Annotated in this window: 19 protein-coding genes; 13 read left to right on the top strand and 6 right to left on the bottom strand. The window is 69.3% G+C overall.

Features of this window, described 5'->3' with window-relative positions; genetic code table 11:
* Nucleotides 1-8: 8 nt before the first annotated feature.
* From G6O69_RS34775 to G6O69_RS34760, 4 genes are all read left to right on the top strand, one after another.
* On the top strand, nucleotides 9-1,328 hold the full coding sequence (locus G6O69_RS34775) for an AgmX/PglI C-terminal domain-containing protein (protein ID WP_172307771.1): 1,320 nt from the start codon (nucleotides 9-11) through the stop codon (nucleotides 1,326-1,328).
* A 106-nt stretch (nucleotides 1,329-1,434) separates the two neighbouring features.
* The gene (locus tag G6O69_RS34770) at nucleotides 1,435-2,058 is read left to right on the top strand and encodes a TetR/AcrR family transcriptional regulator (RefSeq protein ID WP_172307770.1); all 624 of its coding nucleotides are present in this window, start codon (nucleotides 1,435-1,437) and stop codon (nucleotides 2,056-2,058) included.
* Nucleotides 2,059-2,067: 9 nt separating this feature from the next.
* On the top strand, nucleotides 2,068-3,132 hold the full coding sequence (locus G6O69_RS34765) for an alkane 1-monooxygenase (protein WP_172307769.1): 1,065 nt from the start codon (nucleotides 2,068-2,070) through the stop codon (nucleotides 3,130-3,132).
* A gap of 146 nt (nucleotides 3,133-3,278) precedes the next feature.
* Nucleotides 3,279-5,330 carry a fused MFS/spermidine synthase gene (locus tag G6O69_RS34760; protein ID WP_172307768.1) on the top strand — a complete coding sequence of 684 codons (2,052 nt, stop codon included), beginning with the start codon at nucleotides 3,279-3,281 and terminating at the stop codon, nucleotides 5,328-5,330.
* Here G6O69_RS34760 and G6O69_RS40940 read toward each other — a convergent pair.
* Together G6O69_RS40940 and G6O69_RS40935 are read right to left on the bottom strand one after the other, a co-directional pair.
* Nucleotides 5,323-5,967: a methyl-accepting chemotaxis protein gene (locus tag G6O69_RS40940; protein ID WP_255216774.1), complete on the bottom strand. Its 645-nt coding sequence runs from the start codon at nucleotides 5,965-5,967 to the stop codon at nucleotides 5,323-5,325. The two genes, G6O69_RS34760 and G6O69_RS40940, sit on opposite strands and share 8 nt — an antisense overlap.
* A gap of 926 nt (nucleotides 5,968-6,893) precedes the next feature.
* Complete coding sequence (locus tag G6O69_RS40935) at nucleotides 6,894-8,282, bottom strand: hypothetical protein (protein WP_255215957.1); 1,389 nt, start codon at nucleotides 8,280-8,282, stop codon at nucleotides 6,894-6,896.
* A 117-nt stretch (nucleotides 8,283-8,399) separates the two neighbouring features.
* Here G6O69_RS40935 and G6O69_RS34750 point away from each other — a divergent pair, with 117 nt between their 5' ends.
* Entirely contained in the window at nucleotides 8,400-9,845 is a 1,446-nt protein-coding gene (locus G6O69_RS34750) for a hypothetical protein (RefSeq protein ID WP_255215956.1), read from the top strand.
* A 599-nt stretch (nucleotides 9,846-10,444) separates the two neighbouring features.
* Complete coding sequence (locus tag G6O69_RS34745; RefSeq protein ID WP_172307766.1) at nucleotides 10,445-12,640, top strand: M4 family metallopeptidase; 2,196 nt, start codon at nucleotides 10,445-10,447, stop codon at nucleotides 12,638-12,640.
* An 83-nt stretch (nucleotides 12,641-12,723) separates the two neighbouring features.
* Here the strand turns inward: G6O69_RS34745 and G6O69_RS34740 are convergent, their stop codons facing one another.
* Entirely contained in the window at nucleotides 12,724-13,572 is an 849-nt protein-coding gene (locus G6O69_RS34740; protein WP_172307765.1) for a patatin-like phospholipase family protein, read from the bottom strand.
* Complete coding sequence (locus G6O69_RS34735; protein ID WP_172307764.1) at nucleotides 13,569-14,108, bottom strand: hypothetical protein; 540 nt, start codon at nucleotides 14,106-14,108, stop codon at nucleotides 13,569-13,571. The genes G6O69_RS34740 and G6O69_RS34735 overlap by 4 nt, the downstream gene beginning before the upstream one ends.
* Here G6O69_RS34735 and G6O69_RS34730 point away from each other — a divergent pair.
* Complete coding sequence (locus G6O69_RS34730; protein ID WP_176397262.1) at nucleotides 14,095-14,271, top strand: hypothetical protein; 177 nt, start codon at nucleotides 14,095-14,097, stop codon at nucleotides 14,269-14,271. The two genes, G6O69_RS34735 and G6O69_RS34730, sit on opposite strands and share 14 nt — an antisense overlap.
* Here G6O69_RS34730 and G6O69_RS34725 read toward each other — a convergent pair.
* Nucleotides 14,252-15,604 (bottom strand): glutamate-5-semialdehyde dehydrogenase, encoded by a 1,353-nt coding sequence (locus tag G6O69_RS34725; RefSeq protein WP_172307762.1) that lies wholly within the window; start codon nucleotides 15,602-15,604, stop codon nucleotides 14,252-14,254. The two genes, G6O69_RS34730 and G6O69_RS34725, sit on opposite strands and share 20 nt — an antisense overlap.
* On the bottom strand, nucleotides 15,601-16,779 hold the full coding sequence (gene proB / locus G6O69_RS34720) for a glutamate 5-kinase (protein WP_172307761.1): 1,179 nt from the start codon (nucleotides 16,777-16,779) through the stop codon (nucleotides 15,601-15,603). The genes G6O69_RS34725 and proB overlap by 4 nt, the downstream gene beginning before the upstream one ends.
* Nucleotides 16,780-17,310: 531 nt before the next feature.
* Between proB and G6O69_RS34715 the strand changes: the two genes are divergently transcribed.
* The 6 genes from G6O69_RS34715 (at nucleotide 17,311) to G6O69_RS34690 (ending at nucleotide 23,390) form a co-directional block, all read left to right on the top strand.
* A complete protein-coding gene (locus G6O69_RS34715) occupies nucleotides 17,311-19,563 on the top strand; it encodes an ATP-binding protein (protein WP_172307760.1) in 2,253 nt (750 codons plus the stop codon).
* Nucleotides 19,564-19,569: 6 nt separating this feature from the next.
* Nucleotides 19,570-19,995 carry a response regulator gene (locus G6O69_RS34710; protein ID WP_172307759.1) on the top strand — a complete coding sequence of 142 codons (426 nt, stop codon included), beginning with the start codon at nucleotides 19,570-19,572 and terminating at the stop codon, nucleotides 19,993-19,995.
* Nucleotides 19,992-21,080 carry a hybrid sensor histidine kinase/response regulator gene (locus tag G6O69_RS34705; protein ID WP_172307758.1) on the top strand — a complete coding sequence of 363 codons (1,089 nt, stop codon included), beginning with the start codon at nucleotides 19,992-19,994 and terminating at the stop codon, nucleotides 21,078-21,080. The genes G6O69_RS34710 and G6O69_RS34705 overlap by 4 nt, the downstream gene beginning before the upstream one ends.
* Nucleotides 21,077-21,673 (top strand): biliverdin-producing heme oxygenase, encoded by a 597-nt coding sequence (locus G6O69_RS34700; RefSeq protein ID WP_172307757.1) that lies wholly within the window; start codon nucleotides 21,077-21,079, stop codon nucleotides 21,671-21,673. Before G6O69_RS34705 ends, G6O69_RS34700 begins: the two co-directional genes overlap by 4 nt.
* Before the next feature lie 74 nt (nucleotides 21,674-21,747).
* Nucleotides 21,748-23,124 carry a sodium-dependent transporter gene (locus G6O69_RS34695; protein ID WP_172307756.1) on the top strand — a complete coding sequence of 459 codons (1,377 nt, stop codon included), beginning with the start codon at nucleotides 21,748-21,750 and terminating at the stop codon, nucleotides 23,122-23,124.
* Nucleotides 23,125-23,213: 89 nt separating this feature from the next.
* Entirely contained in the window at nucleotides 23,214-23,390 is a 177-nt protein-coding gene (locus G6O69_RS34690) for a hypothetical protein (RefSeq protein WP_172307755.1), read from the top strand.
* Nucleotides 23,391-23,408 lie beyond the last annotated feature (18 nt).

Here is a 23,408-nt window from a genome sequence, read left to right as displayed (position 1 = left end):
CTGTGGGGGTGTCGTTGTCGGCGGGCTACGTGGCCCTGGCCGTGCAAGACCAGGGGCCCGAGGTGGTGGTCATCGAAGAGCGCTGCCCCGAGGCCGAGGCGAGCACGACGCCGAGGCCGAGCCCCGAGGTCGAGTTCGAGGTCGAGGACGAGCTGCGACAGGGCAGGGGGATCGGTGAGCGCTCGAGCGGCGAGCACTCGGATGTGGTCCTCGCGGCGCTGCCAGGCGACAGCGCGATCCCTGCTGGAGTGGTGATCGACGTCAGCCTCGACAAAATGTGGATCGAGGGCGCCGAGGCCGAAGGGATCGCGCTACGAGACGGCCGCCTCGAACCTGGCGCCGTGTCTGGCAACCAGATCGTCGCGCTCGCGGAGTCCTTCGCCCGCGGCGCGGACCTGCGGAAAGAGGTGGTGCTCTACATCGACCACCGCGTGCCCGGGGCGACCTTGAACGACCTGGTCCACACCCTCGGCCGCGAGGGCTTCGACGGCCTGGCCGTCGTGGTCGCAGGGGAGGCCGGGCCCGCGGCCTATCGCTTCTCCCTCGAGCACACCCGCGGCTTCGTCGAGGAGGACGAGGGTCCGTGGTCTTTCGGCCTGTCTCTTCGCCTCGGCGAGGACTCGACCATGGCCTGGGCGCTGCCGCTGATCGACGGCCAGCTGCGCCTCGCGGCTCCGAAGTCGCAGCCCTTCGACCTCGGACAGGGAGACTGTCGCCTGGCCGGCGGCGCGCTGCCTCGGGCGGAGGCGCTCGCCGAGCTCGAGGCCGAGCTGTGCGCCTCGCAGGCGCCCCTCGGCGTCCAGTACATCATCGACGACTCGCGCAGCGTCGGTGAGCTGCTCGAGCTGCGCGCCCTGGACGGGCGGACCGAGGCCTGTCGTGGACAGACCTGGATCGCGGGCCCCAAGCGCGACGGCGACGACGCGCAGCGCAGCTGCGAGGGCGCGGGGACGGTCGAGGCTGCCCTCGCTTCCTTTGCGGCGGCCCCTCGCCCTGGCGCGGCGAAGGGCGGGCCGGGCGTGAGGGTCGATGGCGAGCTCGAGCGCGAGGTCATTCGCAAGATCGTCGCGGCGCACATCAGCGAGGTCCGCTTTTGCTACAACGAGGGGCTGAAGGACGACCCCGAGCTCGCGGGGCGGGTGAGCGTGGACTTCGTGGTCGGCGAGGACGGTGAGGTGGAGACGGCCGAGCTGGGCGAGGAGACCGACGTGGGAGATCGCCGGGTCACGCACTGCATCGTCGAGGCCATCGAGCGCTGGCGCTTTCCGGCGCCCAAGGGAGGTGGCGAGGTCGAGATCCAGTACCCCTTCGTGCTGCTTCCGGGCTGAAAAAGAACAATGTTCCAGGCCGAGAGTCTACCCATGGGTAGGCTCTCGGACTTCATCTATTGGTTTTAACTTGCAATTCTACTCGTGAGTCGAAAATAATCGACTCGTGGGTAGGCCCATCCAGAGCGCCGCCAAGGTCTCGACCCCCGAGCGCATCCTCGCCGCCGCCGAGGCGGAGTTCGCCGCCGTCGGCTACGCCCCCGCGCGCCTGGCCGACATCGCCGCGCGGGCAGGCATCCGCCGGCCCTCGCTGCTCTATCACTTCGCCACCAAAGAGGTGCTCTACCGCGCCGTGGTCGAGCGCGCCTTCGATCAGCTCGGCGTGGCCCTGCTGTCGGCGATGCAGCAAGGCGAGGGCTTCGAGGCCCGGCTCGAGGCGGTGATCCGCGGCTTCGCGGGCTTCTTGGACGAGCGCCCAGGGCTCGCGCCGATCATCGTCCGCGAGCTGATCGACGACCCCGAGCACGGCGACGACCCGAGCCGCCGCGGCGGCGCCCACGGCCAGGCGATCCTGCTCGAGCGCGTGGTCCCGCTGCTGAGCGTCGTCGAGGACTTCGTCCGCGAGCAAGGTGGCGAGCGCCTGCGCCCGGGCCTGCCGATCCGCGCCGCGGTCGTTCAATTTGCCGGAGACCTGCTGCTGCGCAGCGCCGCGGGCAGCCTGCGCGCCCCGCTGTGGGGCAGCCAAGACCACGCCCTGACCCTCGCGCGGCTGCTCTTCCTGCGCGACTGAGAGCCGACCATGTCACGCCTGCTGCCCTATTTCTTGATCTTCATGCTCCCCCTGATGCTGGTCCTCGGCGTCGAGCAGGGGGGCGGGTGGAGCTTCGCGCCGCTCATCTTCATCTTCGTGGCGGTGCCGCTGCTGGACGCCGGCCTGGCCAGGGACACGAACAATCAAAGCGAGGCCCTCGGCCATCAGCTGCGCTTCGACGCCCCGATCTTGCTGTGGATCCCCGTGCAGCTCGGGACCATCGCCTTCGTGTTGGCGCGGGCGAGCAGCGGGGCGCTCACGGGGCTGGGCCTGGTCGGCGCCGTGATCTCGCTGGGGGTGCTCACCGGCGGCGGGGGGATCAACATCGCCCACGAGCTGATGCATCGCAAACAGCGGCTGCACCGGGCGGGCGCCGAGGTCCTGATGTGCTCGGTCAGCTACACTCACTTTTGCGTCGAGCACATCCTCGGCCATCACCGCAAGGTCGCGACCTCCGAGGACCCGGCGACCTCGCGGCTGGGCGAGAGCTTCTACGCCTTCTATCCGCGCACGGTGATGGGCGGCCTGATCAGCGCGTGGCACCTCGAGGGCGCCCGCTGTGCCGCGCGAGGCGTGCGTGGGCTGGGGGATCGTCGGCTGCGCTACACCCTCGAGCTGGCCGCGCTCTACCTCGGCGTGGGCCTGGCCTTTGGCGGCCGCGGCCTGGCGGTGTTCGTGGCCCAGGGGGTGATCGGCTTCAGCTTGCTCGAAGTGATCAACTACATCGAGCACTACGGCCTCGAGCGGGCGCAGCTCGAGAGCGGGCGGCCCGAGCGGGTCCGGCCCGAGCACTCGTGGAACTCGGCGCATCGGGTGTCGAACTGGTTTTTGTTCAACCTCGCTCGGCACAGTGATCACCACTACCTGGCCAGCCGCGAGTACGATCGCCTGCGCCACCACGAGGGCGCGCCGCAGCTGCCCTGGGGCTACGCGGGGATGGTCTTGATTGCTCTAGTCCCCCCGCTTTGGTTCCGCGTCATGAACCCGCGCGTCCGGGCCTGGCGAGCCAGGCGAGCGCGGGCCGAGGGCTCGCAGCACGGGCGCGCGAGCTGAGGCGCTCGCCTGCATCACCGCGTTCTCGGGGATTCGGGCGCGACTGAGGGAGAGGAGGGCGGGGTTCGCCCGTGGGGGGAGAGGCCGTGCGGTACTCGCGGGGTCATCTGCGCGGGCGCTTTGGTGTATCACTGCGTCGCCCCGCGATGCCTCTCTACGCTGCGACCATCTTCCTGTCCGCGTTCTTGTTGTTCTTGGTCCAGCCGGTGATCGCCAGGCAGATCTTGCCGTGGTTCGGCGGATCGGCGGTGGTCTGGGCGACCTGTCTGGTGTTCTTCCAGTCGGTGCTGCTCGCGGGCTACGCCTACGCGGACTTCGTGATCCGCAAGCTCACGGCGCGGCGGCAGCTGCTCGTGCACTGCATCTTGCTGGGCGTCTCGCTGCTGTGGCTGCCGATCGCTCCCGGGGCGCAGTGGAAGCCCACGGGCGAAGAGCAGCCGGCGCTACAGATCCTCGGCCTGCTGGTCGCGACCATCGGCCTGCCCTATATGGTGCTGTCGACGACCAGCCCGCTGATCCAGGCCTGGTACTGGCGGCGCTACGAGTCGAGCGTGCCCTATCGCCTGTTCGCGCTGTCGAACTTCGCCTCGCTGCTGGCGCTGCTCGCCTACCCCGTGGCCATCGAGCCGTGGATCCCCACGCGCGGGCAGACCTGGGGCTGGTCGGGGCTCTACGTGCTCTTTGTCGCGGTGTGCGGCGTGACGGGCTGGGTCAGCACCCGCGGGCAGGAGGCCGCCGCGCCGGAGCCGGCGGCGGCCGAGCCCGAGCCGGCGGCGGCCGAGCCCGCCGCGCTGCCCCTCGAAGAGGAGGCGGCGCGGCCTGGGCCAAAGAAGATGCTCGAGTGGCTGGGGCTCTCGGCCACGGCCTCGTGCCTGCTGCTCGCGGCCACCAACCACATCACCCAGAACATCGCCGCGGTGCCCTTTTTGTGGGTCGCCCCGCTGGCGCTCTATCTGGTCACCTTCATCCTCGCCTTCGACCACCCGCGCTGGTACTGGCGCCCGCTGTTTTGGACGCTGCTGGCCGCGGCGCTCCCGGCCATGGCCTACTTCGTCGATAGCCACGGCCTGGTGCTGGTCGGGCTCTACACCGGCGGAATGTTCGTGGGCTGCATGTTCCTGCACGGCGAGCTCGCCGAGGCCAAGCCGGCGCCGGCCTACCTGACGACCTTCTATCTGATGATGTCGCTCGGTGGCGCCCTGGGCTCGGTGCTGATCGGGATCCTCGCGCCGATGGTGCTCCCGGGCTACTACGAGCTCGGCATCCTGCTCGTGGTCGTCGGGGTGATGGCGCTGATCCAGCTGTGGCGGCGGCACTGGGCCGTGCGCGCGGTAGCGATCGCGGTGATCGTGGCCACGGCGGTGCTCACCGGCCAGGCCTTCTCGCGCTACGCCGGCGACACCCGGGTGATGGAGCGCAACTTCTACGGCGTGCTGCGGACCCGGGACTTCGACGAGCCCTCGCCCTTTCGGGTCATGTACCACGGTGGCATCAACCACGGCGGCCAGCACCTCGAGCCCGAGAACGCGCGCCGGCCGTCGAGCTACTTTGGGCCGACGAGCGGCTACGGGCGGCTGTTCACGGCGCTCGAGGCCCTCGATCCAAAGCCGCGGAAGATCGGCGTGATCGGCCTGGGCGCCGGGGCGCTGGCGGTCTACGCCGGCGAGGGCGACGAGATCGTGTTTTATGAGCTCGATCCCCAGGTCGTCGAGGTCGCGCGCGAGGAGTTCAGCTTCATGGACGACGTGCCCGGCGAGCTCGAGGTCGTGGTCGGCGACGGGCGGCTCTCGCTCGAGCGCGAGCAGCCCCGGGGCTACGACGTGCTGGCCATCGACGCGTTCTCCGGCGACTCGATCCCCATGCACCTGGTCACCCGCGAGGCCATGGCGATCTACGTCGAGCACCTCGCCCCCGACGGGGCGATCGTCTTTCAGGCGACCAACCGCTACATCGACCTCGCCCCGGTGATCGCCGCGCTGGCCGCCGAGCAGGACATGCAGGCGGTGATGGTCTCGGACTTCACCGGCTCCGACGAGGGCATCGACTACTGGCTGTCGTCCACGGACCAGATCATCGTGACCCGCAACCAGGCGATCCTCGACGCCCCGCAGCTGCGCGTGGCCGAGGCGCTCGTGGCCGATCCGGACTTCCCGATCTTCACGGACGACTACACGAACCTGTTGCGGATCCTCAAGTAGGTCCGCCTGGCCCGTCTGGCTGGGCTCGCTCGCTCGGCTGCGAGGGAGGGCGCAGCTCGAAGCGGTGGATCAGCTGGTCGAGGCGCTCGGCCTGGCGCTGGAGCTCGGCGGCGGCCGTCCGCGTCTGGGTGGTCGAGGCGCTGGTCTGGGTGATCGAGCGGGCGAGCTCGCTGGTGCTCTGCGAGACCGAGCTGGTGTCGCTCGACTGCTGGCGCAGCTCACCAGCGATCTCTTGCGCGGCCTTGGTCGTGCCCTCGGCCAGAAAGTGGCCGAGGCTGATCATGTTGACGGCGTCGGCGCTGGCCTTGGAGATCGCGTTGACCAGGCGGCGGACGTCGGCCACGGTCCCCGTGACGCGCTCGGCGAGCTGGCGCATCTCGGTGGAGACGATCGCGAAGCCGCGGCCCGCCTCGCCGGCGCGGTTGGCCTCGAGGGCGCCGTTGAGGGCGAGCAGGTCGCTGCGCGCGGCGACCTCGCGGATGTTCTCGAGCAGCTTGGTGATGCCCTGGCAGTGGAGGTCGAGCTCGGCGATGTGTTTGTCGAGGGCGTCGGTGGTCGCGAGGATGCTCTCGGTGTTGGCCGAGACCTCGCTGACCGCGCCGCTGACGTGCTCGGCCGAGCGCGCGAGGGAGCCCATGGCCTGCTCGATGGTGTGCATGCTGCTGGCCTGCTGATCCGTGACGTGCTCTTGGTGGTGGGTCGCGTCTTGGATCTCGGTCGCGGCCTTGGCCAGGCCCGCGGCGGTCTGGCGCATGCGCTCCACGACCAGGCGAATCTCGTCGATCATCGCGCGCAGGCTCTCGGTCAGCTCGCCGCGGCCAGGGAAGGTCACGCTCAGCTGGCCGCTGGCGATGGTCCGCGCGGCGAGGACCAGGTGGCTGAGGTCCGCGAGCAGCCCGTTGACGGCGCGGGTCAGGGCGTCGAGCTCCTCGTCGTGGGTGGGCGGGAGCGCCTCGATGGCGGAGAGATCACCGACCTCGACGATGCGCTCGAGGGTCAGGCGGATCTGCTGGAGCGGGGCCCGGCGGGCGTGGGAGCGGGCGAGGGCGCCGCCCATGGTCCACAGCAGGCTGGTCGCCAGGGCCGAGCCCGCGGTCAGCCAAAACCACATCAGGTCTCGCTGCGCGCCGACGCGAGCGCACCAGGCCACGGCGAACATCAGGCTCAGCGGGCCGAGGGCGGCGAGCAGCGAGCGCGTCGTGGGCTCGTGGGCGAGGACCATGCGGCTGCGCAGCGCCCCAGGGTCACCGGCCTGGGTATAGAGCGGGCGGAGCAGGGCTCGCAGGCCGAGGCTGACGGCCAGGGGCACGCTGGTGCAGGTTGCGAGCAGGACCAGGACCATGGCCAGGGGGCCGGCGACGCCGAGCTCGGCCGCGTCGTTGATGGCGACACACAGCGCCGTGCCGAGCGGGATGTAGATCAGCCAGGCGAGCGCGTGGAGCTGGGCGTGGCGGCGGGGCAGCTGGGCGAGGGTCTCGAGCTCGAGGCCCTCGCGGGGACTCAGCGCGCGGCTGAGGTGCAGCTGTAGGGCGGTCGTGCGGGCGGCGAGGAGGGGGATGAAGATCAGCGCCACGGTGGGCAGCTCGTCGACCTCGAGCATGCCCAGCCAGGACGCGGTGAGCAGCGAGGTCGACGCGAGATCGAAGGGGAGCAGCAGCGCACGCGCGTGGCGGGCGATGGCTCCGGGCTCGATCTTGTGCGACTCGGCCATCGCCGAGAGCATCGCACAGCGCGTGGCCGAGGTGGTCGTCGGGGATCAGAGTTCGACGTAGATCGGGTTGCGTAGATCCACACGAAGGACTCGTCGATCAGGTCCTCGTAGTCACCCAGGAGTCCCGCGAGGTGCCGGGGCAGGATGCGGACCTCGGCGCGGTAGGCTCCCGGATCCGTGGCGAGGTAGCTCAGCGTTGGCACGGCGCCCTCGGGGCCGGAGCTGGTCGCGAGCTCCTCCCAGCCCTCGGCCGAGGCCCGCAGCAGGCGTAGCTCGACGGTCGGGGCCGCGGTGCTCGGATCGCGGTCCTGGATCGTGGGCGCGCTGACCTCGAGGCTCACGGCGCCATCGGTCAGCGAGGGCGCGCCGCCGATCTCGAACACCTGGTCACCCAGCTCGGCGTGGAAGTCGAAGCCGATCGGCGCGCCGAACACCTCGAAGGCCCCGTAGAGGCGGCCGGCGGCCAGGGCCTCGTCGAGGGCGGCGGGCTCGAGGCGATCGGGATCCTCGAGGGCCTCGGCGGCGACGAGCAGGTGGTTCGAGAACCACTTCATCATGCGCTCGTAGCTGTCGACGCGCTGGCCGTCGGGGAGGGCGTCGGGGAAGGTGTTGCGGTGGCAGTCGGTCCCGACCGTGGTCAGCTTGTGCACGCCTGTGGCGAGGACGGCGGACCAGGTGTCGAGGTAGATCGGGTCCTCGCTGATCAGCGCCAGCAAGATCAGGTCCGAGTGGGGCAGGGTCTCGGGGTAGCCGATCTTGGTCAACAAGATGCCAGCCTCGACGATGTTGAGAAAGAGGTTGGCGTGGAGGTTGTACATCTCGAAGCCGTCGAGGGGCAGCTCGACGAGCTCCTCGACGCTCCAGTCCTCGGTGTGGGCGACCAAGGTCACGGCCCCGGCCGCGGCGAGGGCCTCGATGGCCGCGGGATCGCTGCTCCCGAGCAGGGCCTCGCGCGCCTCGACGGTCTCGGCCGCGTGCGCCGGCAAGCCGATGGGCATGGTCTTGCCCTCGCTGCCGGCCTGGATCAGCGCGCTCACGAAGGGCGCGGGTCCGGTCGCGCCGACCTCGAAGCCCTCGCAGCCGGTGTAGTTGGCGATCGCCTGGCCGTCCTCTTCGAGCAGGGCGTCGCCAAACTCGGGGCGGTGGAGCAGGGTGTCCGGGTACTGCCGGCCGTGCTCGAGCCGCTCTCGTCCACGCTGTCCTCGGCCGCGTCGGCGCTCGGGGTGTTCGAATCTGCGCAAGCCAAGGCCGGGGTGAGGGCGAGGAGCAGCGCGATATGCGAGCGACGTGCGAGGTCGTGCCGGAGCATGGTGAGAGTGTAGCGAGCTGGCGGCCTGGTTTTGATATTGTTCGCGTCGATGCCTCGATCGCTGCGCTCGCCCGCTCCTTGGACTCGCTACTCCCACATCTTTGGCGCCTTCGCGCTGGCCTCGAGCCTCGCGGCTTGCTCGGACGACGGCGGCGGAGCCGACGAGGCCAACTGCGAGGGCGAGACGACCGCCGGCGGCAGCGATGAGAGCAGCACCGACGAGAGCGGCTCGGGGGAGAGCGAGGTCGGCGAGACCGGGACCGAGACCGACACCGGGACGGTCGCGCCCGAGCACTACGAGGTCGCCTTCGACGTCGTCGATCTCGCCCCCGATGACGTCGAGATCGCCGAGGACTTCTACCTCGGCGGCTACGGTCTCTACACGGCGCGCGGCCCCGCCGAGGGCACCCACGACGGGGTCTACGCCCGGACCATGGCCGTGGGCTACGGCGAGGACGATGGCCTGATCGTCACCGTCGTCGACACCGTCGGCTTCGGCAATCAATGGACCCGGGAGATCCGCGCGGCCGCGGCCGCGGCCACGGGCCTGAGCCCCGAGCAGCTGATCGTCAGCGCCACCCACACGCACTCGGGCCCTGACTTTCAGGGCCTGTGGGGTGGCGTGCCCGAGGTCTACCGCGAGCGGGTGATCTCGGCGATCGCGGCGTCCATGGCCGCGGCCTGGGCCGCGCGCGTGCCCGCCCGCCTCGAGGTCGCGTCGACGACCGCCGACAACCGCAACCGCCGGGGCTGGGAGTTCACCGACGAGACCCTCGTGGCCCTCCAGGCCTTCTCGCTCGAGGACGACTCGCGCCTGGGCCTGACGACGATCTTCGCCGCCCACCCGGTGATCCTCGACGATGACAACCTGCTGATCTCGCGCGACTTTTGTGGCTACACCGTCGACGCCCTCGAGGACGAGCTCGGCGCGCCGGCGCTGTTCATCAACGGTGTCCAGGGCGACGTCAGCCCCAAGGTCGCCGACGGCGACTACGCCGACGACTTCGAGCGCGCCGAGGCCTACGGCGGGCACGTGGCCGAGCGGACCCTGGCGATCCTCTCGGAGGCCGAGGAGGTCGGGGTCAGCTTCCACCGCGACTACAGCGACTTCACCATCCCCGTGGAGAACGAGAACTTCCTGTTCGCCTCGCAGGCGGGGATCCTCGACTTCGACTTCGAGACCGACGCCGACGGCGTCAGCGTCCAGACCCAGACCGCCTACTTCCGCCTCGGGGACAACCAGGTCCAGCTGATCGCCTTCCCCGGCGAGTCGCTCACGCGCAACGGCCTGGCCGTCAAAGAGGTGATGAGCGCCCCACACCAGGCCATCATGGGGCTCTCGGGGGACGCGCTGGGCTACTTCGTGCCCAGCGACGAGTGGATGACCGGGCTCAACGACAGCTACGAAGAGTCGGTCTCGATGAGCATGTCGGCGGGCGACACCGCGCGCGACGTGATGATCGAGCTGATCGCCGCGGACCCCTGGTCCGGCTGAGCGCGCCGGGCTTCACGGCGATTCGGTGGTGCCGCGCAGTGGCCGTCGCGCATGGACGGTCACCGCGTAGGCACACTTTCACCTGGTGCTCGGATACCCATTGGCCGCGAGTCATGGGTACATTTGGGGTGATGGCATTTACCGAGGTCCGGGTTACAGGCGCATCATGTGTCGTCATCGCTTTGGGCGCTGATCGAGGTCAATACGGTGGTTTTTGGACCGTATCCTGGATTGCGCGAATGTCACATGATGACTATGGGTCAGCGTGGCTGCGCAACTTGCGAAGATGCCGCTAGGACGCTGTGGGAACCCATAGAGGGCTCGCGGGCTATGCGTATGAGGCCGAGTGTCAAATCTGTGAAGTGGATTACATGATTTGAATACTTCTAAAAATTGTCGAGTCTTGGCCACTTGGACAGTTGTGCATATCTGCAATGGAGTGTTAGTAGGCATCCGCCTACTGGATGCACATTGTCGATGACGCTGATGCTGGTCATTGAATTCGTTGTTTGCATTTAGGCGCTAGAGGACAGGACATGCTGAAACGATCGTACGGAATCGCCATTCTCGCTCTGTTTGCAACCACGGTTGGTTGTGGCTTGGAAAACACCGAATCGGGGCCCGAGGCCGGGCTCGACGCGGACCTCTTCCACGCGAAGGACGACGCGGCGCGCACCCTGGCCGAGGGGATCGCCTACGAGTACGTGTTCGAGGGTAAAAATGGTGTGTTGGACGGGGTCGACGACATCTTCGTCGAGCGCGTGCACTTCGACGAGCTCGGTCAGGCCCACGCTCGCGTGCAGCAGGTCCTCGGTGGCGTGCGCGTGATCGGTGGCGAGGCCATCGTCCACCTCGACGCCAACGGCCGCGTGCGCAAGCTGACCGACGCGCTCGTCCGCGACCTCAAGGTCGATACCACGGCCACGCTGACCGAGGACGACGCCATCGACGTCGCGCTGATCGAGACCGGCGCCGAGGGGCGGATCAGCGCCTCCACGGCCGACCTCGCCATCCTGCCCAACGCCAAGCTCGGCGCGCGTCTGGTCTACGAGGTCCGCCTCGAGCACTTCGAGCCCGGCGCCCAGCCCTCGATCCCCACGCTCTTCGTCGACGCGCGCAGCGGCGAGGTCGTGTGGGAGTACGACGATCTCCAGACCGCCTCGCTCAGCGACGACGGCTGGATCACCTACGACCTCAACAACAGCACCAGCTACAACAGCGCGAGCGTCGCGGACAGCAGCGACGTCGACGCCAAGGCTGCCCACGATCACGCCGAGCTGACCCTCGACTACTTCTCCAGCGCGTTCAACCGCGCGAGCTTCAGCGGCTCGGGCACCACGGTCAAGTCCTACGTCCACTACTACACCAACTACGTCAACGCGTTTTGGGACGGCTCGCGCCTGACCTACGGCGACGGCGACGGCTACTACTCCGACGCGCTCGTCAGCCTCGACATCGTGGCTCACGAGTTCTCCCACGGCGTCACCGACTACAGCGCCGACCTGACCTACGCCAACGAGTCGGGCGCGCTCAACGAGGCGACCTCGGACATCTTCGCCGCGGCGGTCGAGGCCGCCCAGAGCGACGCGACCTCGAACTCGATCTGGTGGGTCGGCGAGGACTGCTGGCTGCAGGGCAGCTACCTGCGCAACATGGCCGACCCCTCCGCCGACGGGAGCAGCACGGACTACTACGCCGACCGCTACACCGGCAGCCAGGACAACGGCGGCGTGCACTGGAACTCGGGCATCGCCAACCTCTTCTTCCACCTGCTCGCGGCTGGCGGCACGCACCCGCAGGGCAAGAGCGACGTCGAGGTCTCGGGCATCGGCGTCGAGGATGCCGCGCAGATCTGGTACCGGGCGCTGACGGTCTACATGACCTCGAGCACCACCTTCGCGCAGGCCCGCACGGCCACCGTCAGCGCCGCGGAGGACCTCGGGCTCTCGGTCGCCTCCGTCGAGAACGCCTGGGCGGCGGTCGGCGTCGGTGACCCGAGCGACGAGGTGGACGACGGGACCACGAGCACCGACGATGGCGGCAGCAGCACCGACGACGGCGGCAGCAGCACCGACGACGGCGACAGCAGCACCGACGACGGCGGCAGCACCGACGACGGCGGCAGCACCGACGATGGCGGCAGCGAGGAGCCCTCCGACGACTGGAGCTACAGCGACCTGAGCGGCAGCAAGAGCTCGACCGTCTACTACGGACCCTTCGACGCCTCGCAGGCCGCGTCGATCGCCTTCACCATGTCCGGTGGCAGCGGCGACGCCGACCTCTACGTCCGCTACGGCGCGCAGCCGACGACCTCGAGCTACGACTGCCGCCCCTACCTCAACGGCAACAACGAGTCTTGCGAGTTCGACCCGGCCGACCAGGGCGACTACTACGTGATGATCCGCGGCTACTCGGCCTATAGCGGCGTCTCGCTCGACGTCGAGATGGTCGCGGCCGAGGAGGACCCGGAGCCCGATCCCGAGCCCGAGCCCGAGCCCCAGGAGTGGAGCTACGACGACCTGAGCGGGAGCAAGAGCTCGAAGACCTACTACGGTCCCTTCGACGCCTCGGAGGCCTCGTCGATCGCCTTCACCATGTCGGGCGGGAGCGGCGACGCCGACCTCTACGTCCGCTACGGCGCGCAGCCGACGACCTCGAGCTACGACTGCCGCCCCTACGTCAACGGCAACGAGGAGTCCTGCGAGTTCGACCCCTCGAGCGCCGGCAACTACTACGTGATGATCCGCGGCTACTCGGCCTACAGCGGCGTCTCGCTGCTCGTCGAGGCCGACTGAAGTCAGCCCGAGGGCCCATGAAGAGGGGAGCCAGCGTTTGCTGGCTCCCTTTTTCTATGTCGTGCCCCGAGGCGATGCAGGGCTCAGCGCTCGAGGTACTCGGCCAGGGCAGCCGCTCGATCGCGCACGGTCTGGCGCCCGATCTCGATCGCCGAGAGGATCCGCGAGCGCGAGCGGCTGAGGCGGCCGACGGGCAGCTCGCCGGGCGGACGGACCAGAGCCACGCTGCCGGCGGCCTCGAGCGCGTCGAGGCTGTCCATGGTGGCGTTGTAGTGGCGCCACTTGGAGCGGATCGCGTCGTGGGTGTTGGGCAGCCCGGGGTAGGAGCGGCACTGGAGCCACTCGCTGACTCGCCGCTGCTTGCGGCGATGGCCGCGGGGCTTGGTCAGCACGACGATGACCTTGTCGGCGCCGGCGGCGAGGGCCTCGCGGATCGCCACCGGGGCCCGGAAGCCGCCGTCGATGTAGCGCCCGCCGGCGACGGGCACGACCTTGCCGTAGGCCACGGGGATCGCCATGGCGGCGGCGAGCAGATCGAAGATGTTGTCGCGGGTCGCCTGCACGAGGGCGCCTTGGCCCGAGTCGACCTCGGTCAGCGCGATGTGCAGGTCGATGGGAGAGCGCTCGATGGCCGCGGGGTCGAGCTTGATCTCGTCACGGAACACGCTGACCAGCTCGTCGATCTTCATGACCGGGCGCGTGCCGACGAAGTTGCGGTAGTCGACGAGCTGGGCCCCGTGGGTGCGCTGCTGCCAGATGCGCACGCCGTCTTCGATCTGCCCGGCCGCGAAGTAGGCGGCGTTGGGGGCCCCCGAAGAGGTCGCGTAGACCTGGTGGACGGGGACCGGGAGCACGCGAGCGAGCTCGGCGAGGGCGCCAACGGCAAAAGCTCCACGCAGGCCGCCGCCTTCGATGACGAGGGAGAGCTTCATCGCGGGTCGCTAGTAGGCGGGGGCGAGCGGCGCGTCAAGAGCACGCGAGCTCGCATGGATTGCGAACTCGTGATCGACCGCCATGATGAGGGCTCGTCATGGGAGGGCGCCGTGCTCGTGGTCTCGTGCGAGACTGCTTCACCACAGCATCGCGTGCCATGGGGGAATTGATCGCTAGCAGCTTCTTGGACCCGGTGCTCGGCGTCGATGTACAAGCGATGAAGCCCGGCGCGGCGTTGCTCGAGCTGCTCTCGCGTCTCGGCGAGCGGGAGCTCGACGAAGCGCAGCTCGAGGCCGCCGCGCCCGAGCTGCACGCGGCCCTCGAGGCGCTGGGTGACCCGGGGCTCAGTCAGCGCTTCGAGTACGACTGCTACGAGGTCGATTGGTTCGGCCTCGGGCCCAAGCAGATCCAGGGCCTGGCCATCTCGAGCTCGCAGCTGCTGGTGAGCGAGATCGTCGACCAGATCGCGGCCCTCGATGACGGCGAGCTCGAGGCTGTCTTCGCGCAGACTGAATACGCCCTTGTCCAAGGTCATGGCGCAGCTGGCCGAGGCCGAGCTTCCCGCAGGCTTGGCCGAGCGCGAGCCCGATCTCGATGGCGAGGACTACCGCGCCGCGATGCGTGTGGTCGCGGCGCTGCTCGGCGCGCTGGAGCGGGAGCAGGACGCGGACGAGGCGCTCAGCGATCGCGGTGCGTGAAGCTGCGCTTGCCAGGCCCGTAGTCGGCGCTGACCTGGCCGTGGCCGCGCAGCAGCCAGCGGTAGGTCAGCAGCCCCTCGACGCCCACGGGGCCGCGGGCGTGGAGCTTGCCCGTGGCGATGCCGACCTCGGCGCCCAGGCCAAAGCGGTAGCCGTCGGCGAAGCGGGTGCTGGCGTTGACGAACACGCAGGCCGCGTCGACCTCGGCGACGAAGCGCGCCGCGGCGGGCGAGTCGTCGGCGCAGACGATCGCCTCCGTATGCCGCGAGCCGTGGGCCTCGATGTGCGCGAGCGCGGCGTCGAGGTCGTCGACGCGGCGCAGGGCGAGGATCATGTCGCCGTACTCGAGGTCCCAGTCGCCGCCGGGGCCCTCGTCGGCGGCCGCGACCTCGCCGGCGTCGAGCAGGGCGGCGCTCGCCGAGTCGCCGCGCAGCGCCACGCCGCGCTCGCGCAGGGCGAGCAGCGCGGCTCGGGTCGCGGCCTCGGCCCCGCGCTGCCACAGCAGGGTCTCGATGGCGTTGCAGGCCGCGGGGTAGGAGCACTTGGCGTCCACGGCGATGGCGGCGGCTCGCTGGGGGTCGGCGTCGGCGTGGATGTAGAGATGGCAAAGGCCCTCGGCGTGGCCGAGCACGGGGATCTTTGTCGTGTCCATGACCCGCTGGACGAAGGCCCCGGAGCCGCGGGCGATGATCAAATCGATCTCGCGCTCGCACTCGAGCAGCGCGGCGAAGGCCGGGCGGTCCTCGAGCAGGACCACGCAGGCGGGGTCGAGGTCGCGCTCGGCGATGACGCGGTGGATCACCGCGACGACGGCTCGGTTGCTGCGCAGGGCCTCGCTGCCGCCCTTGAGCACCACCGCGTTGCCGCTCTTGAGCGCCAGGCCGCTGATCTGAACCACGGCGTCGGGGCGGGCCTCGAAGACCACGCCGAGCACCCCCAGGGGGCAGCTGATGCGCTCGAGGATCAGGCCATCGTCGAGCTCGCGCTCGAGCTGGCGGATGCCGACCAGGGCGGGCATCGCCGCGAGCTGGCGCAGGCCGTCGGCGAGACCGGCGAGCTTGTCGGGGCCGAGCTTCAGCCGGGCGACGAGGGCCTCGGACAGCTCGCCGCGGGCCTGGGCGGCCCTGGCTTCGGCGAGATCGAGGGCGTTGGCCGCGGCGATCTCCGCCTGGGTCTGGGGGGCCTCGAGGGCGTCGGCGATGGCCTCGAGCAGGGCGCCGCGGGGCGCCTGGGCCAAGCTAGCGAGGGCGCGCCCGGCCTGGCGGGCGGCGGCGGCCCGGGCCTGGACGCTGGAGAGGGGGGCGGTGGCGGGAGCGGTGGGCGTGGTGTTCATGGATCGACTTCGCCGAGGACCAGGTTGTCGCGGGTGATCAGGGCGTCGTAGCCACGCCAGCCGAGCACGCCGGAGATCTCGCGGCTGTGCTTGCCGGCCAGCTTGGTGCAGGCCTCGCTGTCGTAGTTGACCAGGCCACGGCCGCGCACGAGGCCGCTCTGGTCCCGGAGCTCGACGAGGGCGCCGGGGCCAAAGCGACCCTCGACGGTGAGCACGCCGATGGGCAGGAGCGAGGCCTTGCGCTCGAGCAGCGCCGCGACGGCGCCCTCGTTGATGATCAGCGCGCCGTCGCAGCGCGGGGCCAGGGCGATGCGCCGGCGCCGACGGTTGGGGCGCTCGGGGCTGGCCACGAAGGTGCCGAGGTCCTCGCCGGCGAGGGCGCGCTCGACCAGGCCGACGGCGTGGCCGTCGACGATCAGCACGTCGACGCCCGCGTCGCTCGCGAGCTTGGCGGCCTCGAGCTTCGAGCGCATCCCGCCGGTCCCCCCCGCCGAGCCGCCGACCGCCCGGGCGAGGGCGTCGTCGTCGATGCTCGCGAGCGCGGGGATGCGCTCGGCCTGGGGATCGTCGCGGGGGTTGGCCGTGTACAGCCCGTCGACGTCGGTGCACAAGATCAGCAGGTCCGCGTCGACGGCCGCGGCGATGCGCGCCGACAGCCCGTCGTTGTCTCCAAAGGTCGGGGTGGGGTCGTCGCCGCGCTGCTCGACGATCTCGCGCACGCTGACCGAGTCGTTCTCGTTGAGGATCGGCACGGCGCCGAGCTCGAGCAGGCGCAGCAAGGTGGTACGCAGGCACAGCGCGCGGTCGGGATCACCGAGGTCCTCCGCGGTCAGCAGGACCTGCGCGACCTCGACCCCGAGCTGGCCAAAGGCCTGGGTGTAGAGCGCGATCAGTCGACCCTGGCCAGCCGCGGCGCAGGCTTGGCGCAAGCCGAGGGATAGCGGCCCATCCTCGAGGCCGAGGGCCCGGCGGCCGAGGCCGACCGCGCCGCTCGAGACCAGGAGCACGTCCTTGCCCGCGCGGCGCAGTACCGCCAGCGACTCGACCAGCGCGAAGACCCGCCCGAGGGCGAATTCACGGCCTTCGTGGGTGACCACGTGGGTGCCGAGCTTGACGACGATGCGCTGAGCCTCGGCCAGGCGGTCTCGGCTGGGGGCGGCCTCGGGGCTGGTCACCGCGGGAGGGTATCCCAGCACGGCGCTCGCGGTGAAACCTCGGGCGAGCGCGGCCCAAGACCGAAACTGACGCGGACAAACGCCGTCTTGGCGCGTTGGAAGCTCGCGGGTCGGAGGTGGGCAGGCGAGGTGGGCGCCTGGATGCAGGTGGGGATGCGCTACATGCGGACGGTGCCGCCTGGGAGCGTGCGCCACGGCGCGACGCGAGATCGACTGCTCGCGCGCGGGTGCGTGGCTTTTGTGGGTAGCGGTGGATCTTCGAGGAGAACGCGTGAAGTTGGCGCCCTCGATGTGCGATCGTTCGAGCGGCGAGCACTATCCGGCGTGCCTCCGCACGACTGGCCGAAATTAGCGAACGCGGGCGCGCGAAGAGTACTCTTTAAATTAGTAAAGTACCCGTTTGATTGTCAGTTTGATTGCAGGTGCCGCTCACTCTCGCTTCCTTCTCACGAGCTCGCGGAGTGTGCGGCGTTCGATTCTCCCATGGCGGAGCTGGCTTTGACCCCATGGACCGTAGATACTCCCGACCGAATGCAGCAGGAAGTGGACCTCACCAACTGCGACCGTGAACCTATCCACATCCCAGGTGGGATTCAGCCTTTCGCGGCGCTGTTGGTATTTGATGAATCGGGGCGGTCGCTGCTCCAGGCTTCGGCGAACCTCGAGGCGCTCATGGGTCTGCGTGTCAGGGCCGGGGCGTCGGCGGAGGAGGTGCTGCCCGGGCCGCTGCTCGTGGCCATGCGCGGGGCCTTGGCCCACGCCGAGGTGCTCGAGGAGACGCCGCAGCTGATCTACTCGGGTGTCATCAGTGAGGGCGTCGAGGCCGACTGTGTCGCCCACATTCACCTGGGGCGGCTGCTCGTGGAGCTCCAGCCGCTCTCCAGTGACGCGCCAGAGACCAATTGGCTCGCGGTGCTCAGCCAGGGGACGCGTGCGCTGGGCGAGGCCGAGGGGCTGCGCGGGCTCGCGGACCGCCTCGCCAAGGAGATTCGCGCGCGCATCGGCTACGATCGCGTCATGGTCTATCGCTTCGCCGGGGACGACTCGGGCTGGGTCTACGCAGAGGCCCGGCGCGAGGACCTGGAGCCCTTTTTGGACCTCCATTATCCGGCCTCCGATATCCCCAAGCAGGCGCGGCGGCTCTTTCTCACCAATCGTGTCCGGGTACTCCAAGATCGCGCGGCGTTGCCCTCGCCGATGGTGCCGGCTGCGCCGGGCGGCGTCCCCACGGACATGACCCATACTTTTTGCCGCGCGGTGAGCCCAATTCACTTGGAGTACCTGTCCAATATGGGCGTGCGCGCGACCTTGTCTCTAGCGCTGGCGGTCCCGGGTGAGGATCGGCTTTGGGGTTTGGTCGCCTGTCACCATTACGCGGGGCCAAAAGGGGTCTCCTATTCCCAGCGTGTGGCCTGCGATGTGCTGACCACGAGCGCCTCCTTTTTGATCGAGGCTCTCGAGCAGCGCGAGCGCCTGGCGGTCTACGAGCAGATCAGCGCGCACCTCTCGGAGGTCGGGCGCAGCCTGGCGAGCCACGCTGACATGCTCGAGGGCATCCGCGGGTGCGTCTCGCGGCTGCGCGCGCTGTTCGACAACTGCGGCATGTGTGCCGTGACTCGCGACGGGATGTTCTGCAGCGGAGAGACGCAACCTGACGAGGGCTGGGTTCGAGCGCTGCTCTCGCAGCTGCCCGAGGAGGAGGGGGAGGTCGTCGCGGTGACCAACCTGCGCGCGGGCTTCCCCGCGCTCACGCCCCAGGACGAGGTCGCGGGCTTCATCGCCGTGCCATTTTCCTACCCGCTCGGCGCCTGGCTGCTGTGGTTTCGCAGCGAGCAGTCCCGCGAGGTCCGCTGGGCGGGGAATCCCACCAAGCCGACCGAGATCGGTCCGCTCGGCGACCGCCTGACCCCGCGCAAGTCCTTCGATCTCTGGGTCGAGTCCGTCGAGGGCGAGTGCGCGCCCTGGACCTCCGCGGATCTCGCCACCGCCGAGCGCCTGCGCGTGGTCCTCAGCGACGTGGTCTACCGCGAGCGCGAGAAGCTCGTCGAGATCCAGCAGGAGCTCGTCGCGCGCACGCGCGATCTCGAGGCTTTCAGCACCATGGCCTCCCACGATCTGCGCCAACCCCTGCGGGCGATCGGCAACTACGCGGCGTTCTTGAGCGAGGACAACGCGGAGCTCCTCGACAGGGAGAGCGTGGCCAACCTCGAGCACATTCAGCGGCTCGTGCGGCGGATGTACGGGCTCATCGAGGGCATGCTCGTGCTCTCGCGCCTCGGTCGGGTCAAGATCTCCGAGGCGGAGGTCGACAGCCTGGAGCTCGTGCGCGAGATCATCGATGATCTCAGGGAGCCGATCGCCACCAGCGGCGCGACCATCGAGGTCGCCGAGGACCTGCCCTGCATCCGCTGCTGGTCGGCCGGTTTACGCACGGCGTTGACCAACCTGATCACGAACGCGCTAAAATACTCGGAAGCCCCCCCGCAGATCTGGGTGGGCTCGATCGCTGCCTCCGATGCCCCTGCGCGACCTGCACATCTCGACGGTGACTTCACCGTGCTCTTCGTCCGCGATCGCGGCATTGGCATCGATCCGGCGCACAAGCGCTCGATCTTCCGCATGTTCCATCGCCTGCATCCCGACGACAGCTACGGCAAGGGTACCGGCGTGGGCCTGCCGATCGTCCGCCGCGCAGCGGAGCGCATGGGCGGCGACGTGTGGGTGGACTCGACCCCGGGCGAAGGCTCTTGCTTCTACCTCGCGCTCCCTGGCAAAGGAGTCTGAGCGGGGATGAAGAAGCCGGAAATTTTGGTTGTCGAGGACTCCGACGACGACTACTACGCCTTCGTGCGTGCCTGCCGGGGCATCAGTCACGAGATCGAGCTGCGGCGCTGCTGCACCGGAAGCGAGGCCCTCGAATACCTGATCGATCTCGCACACAAGAAGCAGCCGCGGCCTGCGCTGGTGTTCCTCGATCTGAACATGCCTGGCCTCGACGGTCGTGACGTGCTGCGCGAGATCAAGTACTCGGACGAGCTGAGTTCGCTGCGGGTGGTGGTCTACTCGACCTCCGACAGCCCCGCGGACGTCGAATTTTGCTACGCGAACCATGCGAACGCCTACCACGTCAAGCCCATGGACTTCGCCCGGATGAAGACGGACCTCAAGGCGATCATCGATTACTGGCTGACCATGGCCACGGAGCTCAGTCCATGAGCTCGAGGGAGGACGATGAGGTCGTCGTCTTGGTCGTCGACGACAGCGCGGACGACCGCCGCGTGGTCATCCGCTACCTCAGGCGCGGCGAGGACCACCGCTACCGCGTGTTCGAGGCCTCGTCCGGCAAGGAGGCCCTGGCCCTGGCGGAGGAGCACACGCCCGACGTGTTCATCCTCGACAACCACATGGGGGCGATGTCCGGCGTGGAGCTGCTCGAGGCGCTGCGCGAGCATGGCCACGGTGAGGCCGCGTTCGTGATCTTGACCGGGAGCACCCGGGACCCCGAGGTCTTCCTCGAGCTCGGCACGGACGACTACGTCAACAAAGACGAGCTGTCCGAGCGCTACTTCCAGCGCGTGGTCTCGAACGCGCTGATCAAGGCGCGCCTGCGCGTGCAGCTGGCCCAGCGCGCCGCCTTCGAGGAGCGGCTGATCAGCATCGTGGCTCACGATCTGCGCTCGCCGCTCCAGGCGCTGATCGTCGGCAGCGAGCTGCTCCAGCAGGAGGTCGGCTCCCCGCAGCTCGATCGCTACCTGACCACCTTGAAGCGGAGCACCAAGCGCATGCACCGGATCGTCGAGCAGCTGCTCGACCTCGCCCGCGTGCGCCAGGCCGGCGGCTTTCCGCTCGTGCTCGAGACCCTCGACCTGTGCGAGCTCGTGCAAGAGAACGTCGACGAGCTCGTCGAGGCCAACCCCGATCGCAAGATCGAAGTGGTCTGCGAGGGCGACGGGACCGGCTCCTTCGACTCCGGGGCCGTGGCGCAGATCGTCACCAACCTGGTCAGCAACGCCCTGCGCCACGGTGACCCCGAATGCCCGGTCAGCGTGTGGGGCAAGGCCGACGAGGGCAAGGTCGTGCTCGAGATCGTCAACTACGGCGAGCCGATCCCGCCCGCGCAGCGCGAGCAGCTGTTTCGCCCCTTCGTCCGGGTCGGCAGCAAGGAGCGCGAGGGCCTGGGCCTGGGCCTCTACATCGTCGGGGCCATCGTCAAGGCGCACCACGGGACGGTCGAGGTCGAGTCGAGCGACAACCGGACGACCTTCACCGTCGTCTTGCCCAAGTGTCGTCGCGAGTCATGAGCCAGGCAGGACGAGAGCCGGGGGAGCAGCCGACCCTGGACGCGCTGCGAGCAGCCACCGGCGCCGCGCACAGAGAGCTCGACGAGCGGCTGATCTTCGTGCGCAGCCCCAGGCGCGAGGCCACCGTCGCCTACCTCGCCGCCTTCTTGGCGTTCCTGGCACCGCGTGAGCGGCGGGTCTGGGCGCAGCCGCAGCTCGAGGATCTCGATCCGCGGCGTCGCCTGGCCAAGGCTCGCTGGTTGCGCGAGGACCTCGAGCGCCTCGGGGGCATGCCGGTCCCGGAGGACGACCCCGGCGATCTCGGGCCGTGGCCGCGTGCGCTCGGGGTCGCCTACGTGCTCGAGGGCTCCACCTTGGGCTCGCAGGTCCTGCGCCGCCGCCCGGGCCTCGATACGCTGCGCTATCTCGAGGGCTACGGCGAGGCGACGGGGCCGATGTGGCTCGCGTTGATCGAGCGCCTCGAGCGGGAGGGTCGAGATCGTGCGGCCCGCGAGGCGATCGTCGACGGGGCGGCGTCGACCTTCGACGATCTCCACTCCTGGTTGGAGGTCGCCGGCTGCATGGCGCCCACGCGCTCCGATCGGGCCTCGTGACCCGTCCCTCACGCTGAGTGAGTGCTACGCCGGCTGGCTTGACAAGCGCCGGGGCCCCCTGGGAGATCGGGGGGATGGCGCAGGAACGTCGCGGTGAGTGGGGCTCTCGGCTCGGCTTCATCCTCGCCGCCGCCGGCTCGGCGGTGGGCTTGGGGAACGTGTGGAAATTTCCCTACATCACGGGCGAAAACGGCGGCGGGCTGTTCGTGATCATCTACCTGATCTGCATCGCCTTCGTCGGCCTGCCGATCATGATCGGCGAGGTCATGCTCGGGCGCATGACCCAGCGCGCCCCCGTGGGGGCCTTCACCAAGCTCGCCGGTGAGACTTCGCCCTGGCGGGGCGTGGGCTGGATCGGCGTGGCCGCGGGCTTCGTGATCCTGTCCTACTACAGCGTCGTCGCCGGCTGGGCCCTGGACTATACGCTGATCGCCGCGCGCGGCGAGATGTCCTCGGGGGATCCGGCGGCCATGGCCGAGCGCTTTGGCGAGGTCGCCGGCGACGGGCTCGGGGCGACGCTGTGGCACGTGGCCTTCATGGGCCTGAGCGTGGCGATCGTCATCGGCGGCGTGCAAAAGGGCGTCGAGATCGCGGCTCGGGTGCTGATGCCGCTGCTCTTTGCGATGTTCGTCGCGCTGCTGATCTACGCGACCCGGCTCGAGGGCTTCTCGCGCGGCTTCGAGTTCGTGTTCGGCTTTCACACCGACAAGCTCGGCCCGGGCAGCGTGCTCGAGGCCCTCGGCCACAGCTTCTTCACGCTCAGCGTGGGCATGGGCGCGATGCTCACCTATGGCTCCTATCTCAAGCGCGACGACGACATCGTCGGGGCCTCCGTAGCGATCGCGCTGCTCGACACCGCGGTCGCGCTGCTCGCCTGCCTGGTGCTCTTCCCGATCACCTTCACCTACGGCATGGAGCCCGCCGCCGGCCCGAGCCTGGTGTTCACAAACATCCCCATGGCCTTCGCCCAGCTGCCGGGGAGCACGATCTGGGCCGTGACCTTCTTCTTGCTGCTGGTGTTCGCGGCCCTGACCTCGGCGATCTCGCTGCTCGAGGTCACCGCCTCCTACTTCATCGACGAGCGCGGCTGGTCGCGCTCGGTGGCGGTCCCGGTGTGCGGCGCGGCGATCGTCTTGCTCGGGATCCCCTCGGCGCTCACGGCGTCCAGCGAGACCTTTGGCGCGGGGATGGAGGCCTCGTTCATCGGCATGAGCTGGTTCGACCTCTTCGACTACGTGTCGAGCAACTGGATGCTGCCGCTGTGCGGCCTGGGGATCTCGGTGTTCGCGGCCTGGCGCCTGGGCGACCCCGAGCGCCGGGCGCAGTTCGAGGCCGGCTCGAAGCTCGGGCGGATCGCCGGGCTCTACCTGACCTGGCTGGGCGTGCTGCGCTGGCTGGTGCCGGTGGGGATCGGCCTGATCATGCTCCACGCGCTGGGAGTGTTCGGCTGATGCCGCGGAGGAAGTGATCCCGTTTGCAGCGTGAGCTTGGACTGCTTGCAGCGGAGATCTGCTGGGGTTAGGCTCGCTGAAGGGCAGCAATGAAGCCAAAATTCAAGCCCAAGCTCGCTCGCAACCTGCCAGCGCCAAAGCCGCTCTCCCAGGAGGACTTCGAGCGGATCGGGCGTGAGGCGCGTGCCAACTTGGTGAAGGTGGACGAGAAGCTTCGCTCGCTCGAGAGCCTCGACGCTGACGACATGAGGATCAAGCTTCGCTGACTCGAAGCCTTTGATAGG

It is taken from the genome of Pseudenhygromyxa sp. WMMC2535 (genome assembly GCF_011083025.2).
This window is presented reverse-complemented; position numbering and strand designations above follow the sequence as displayed.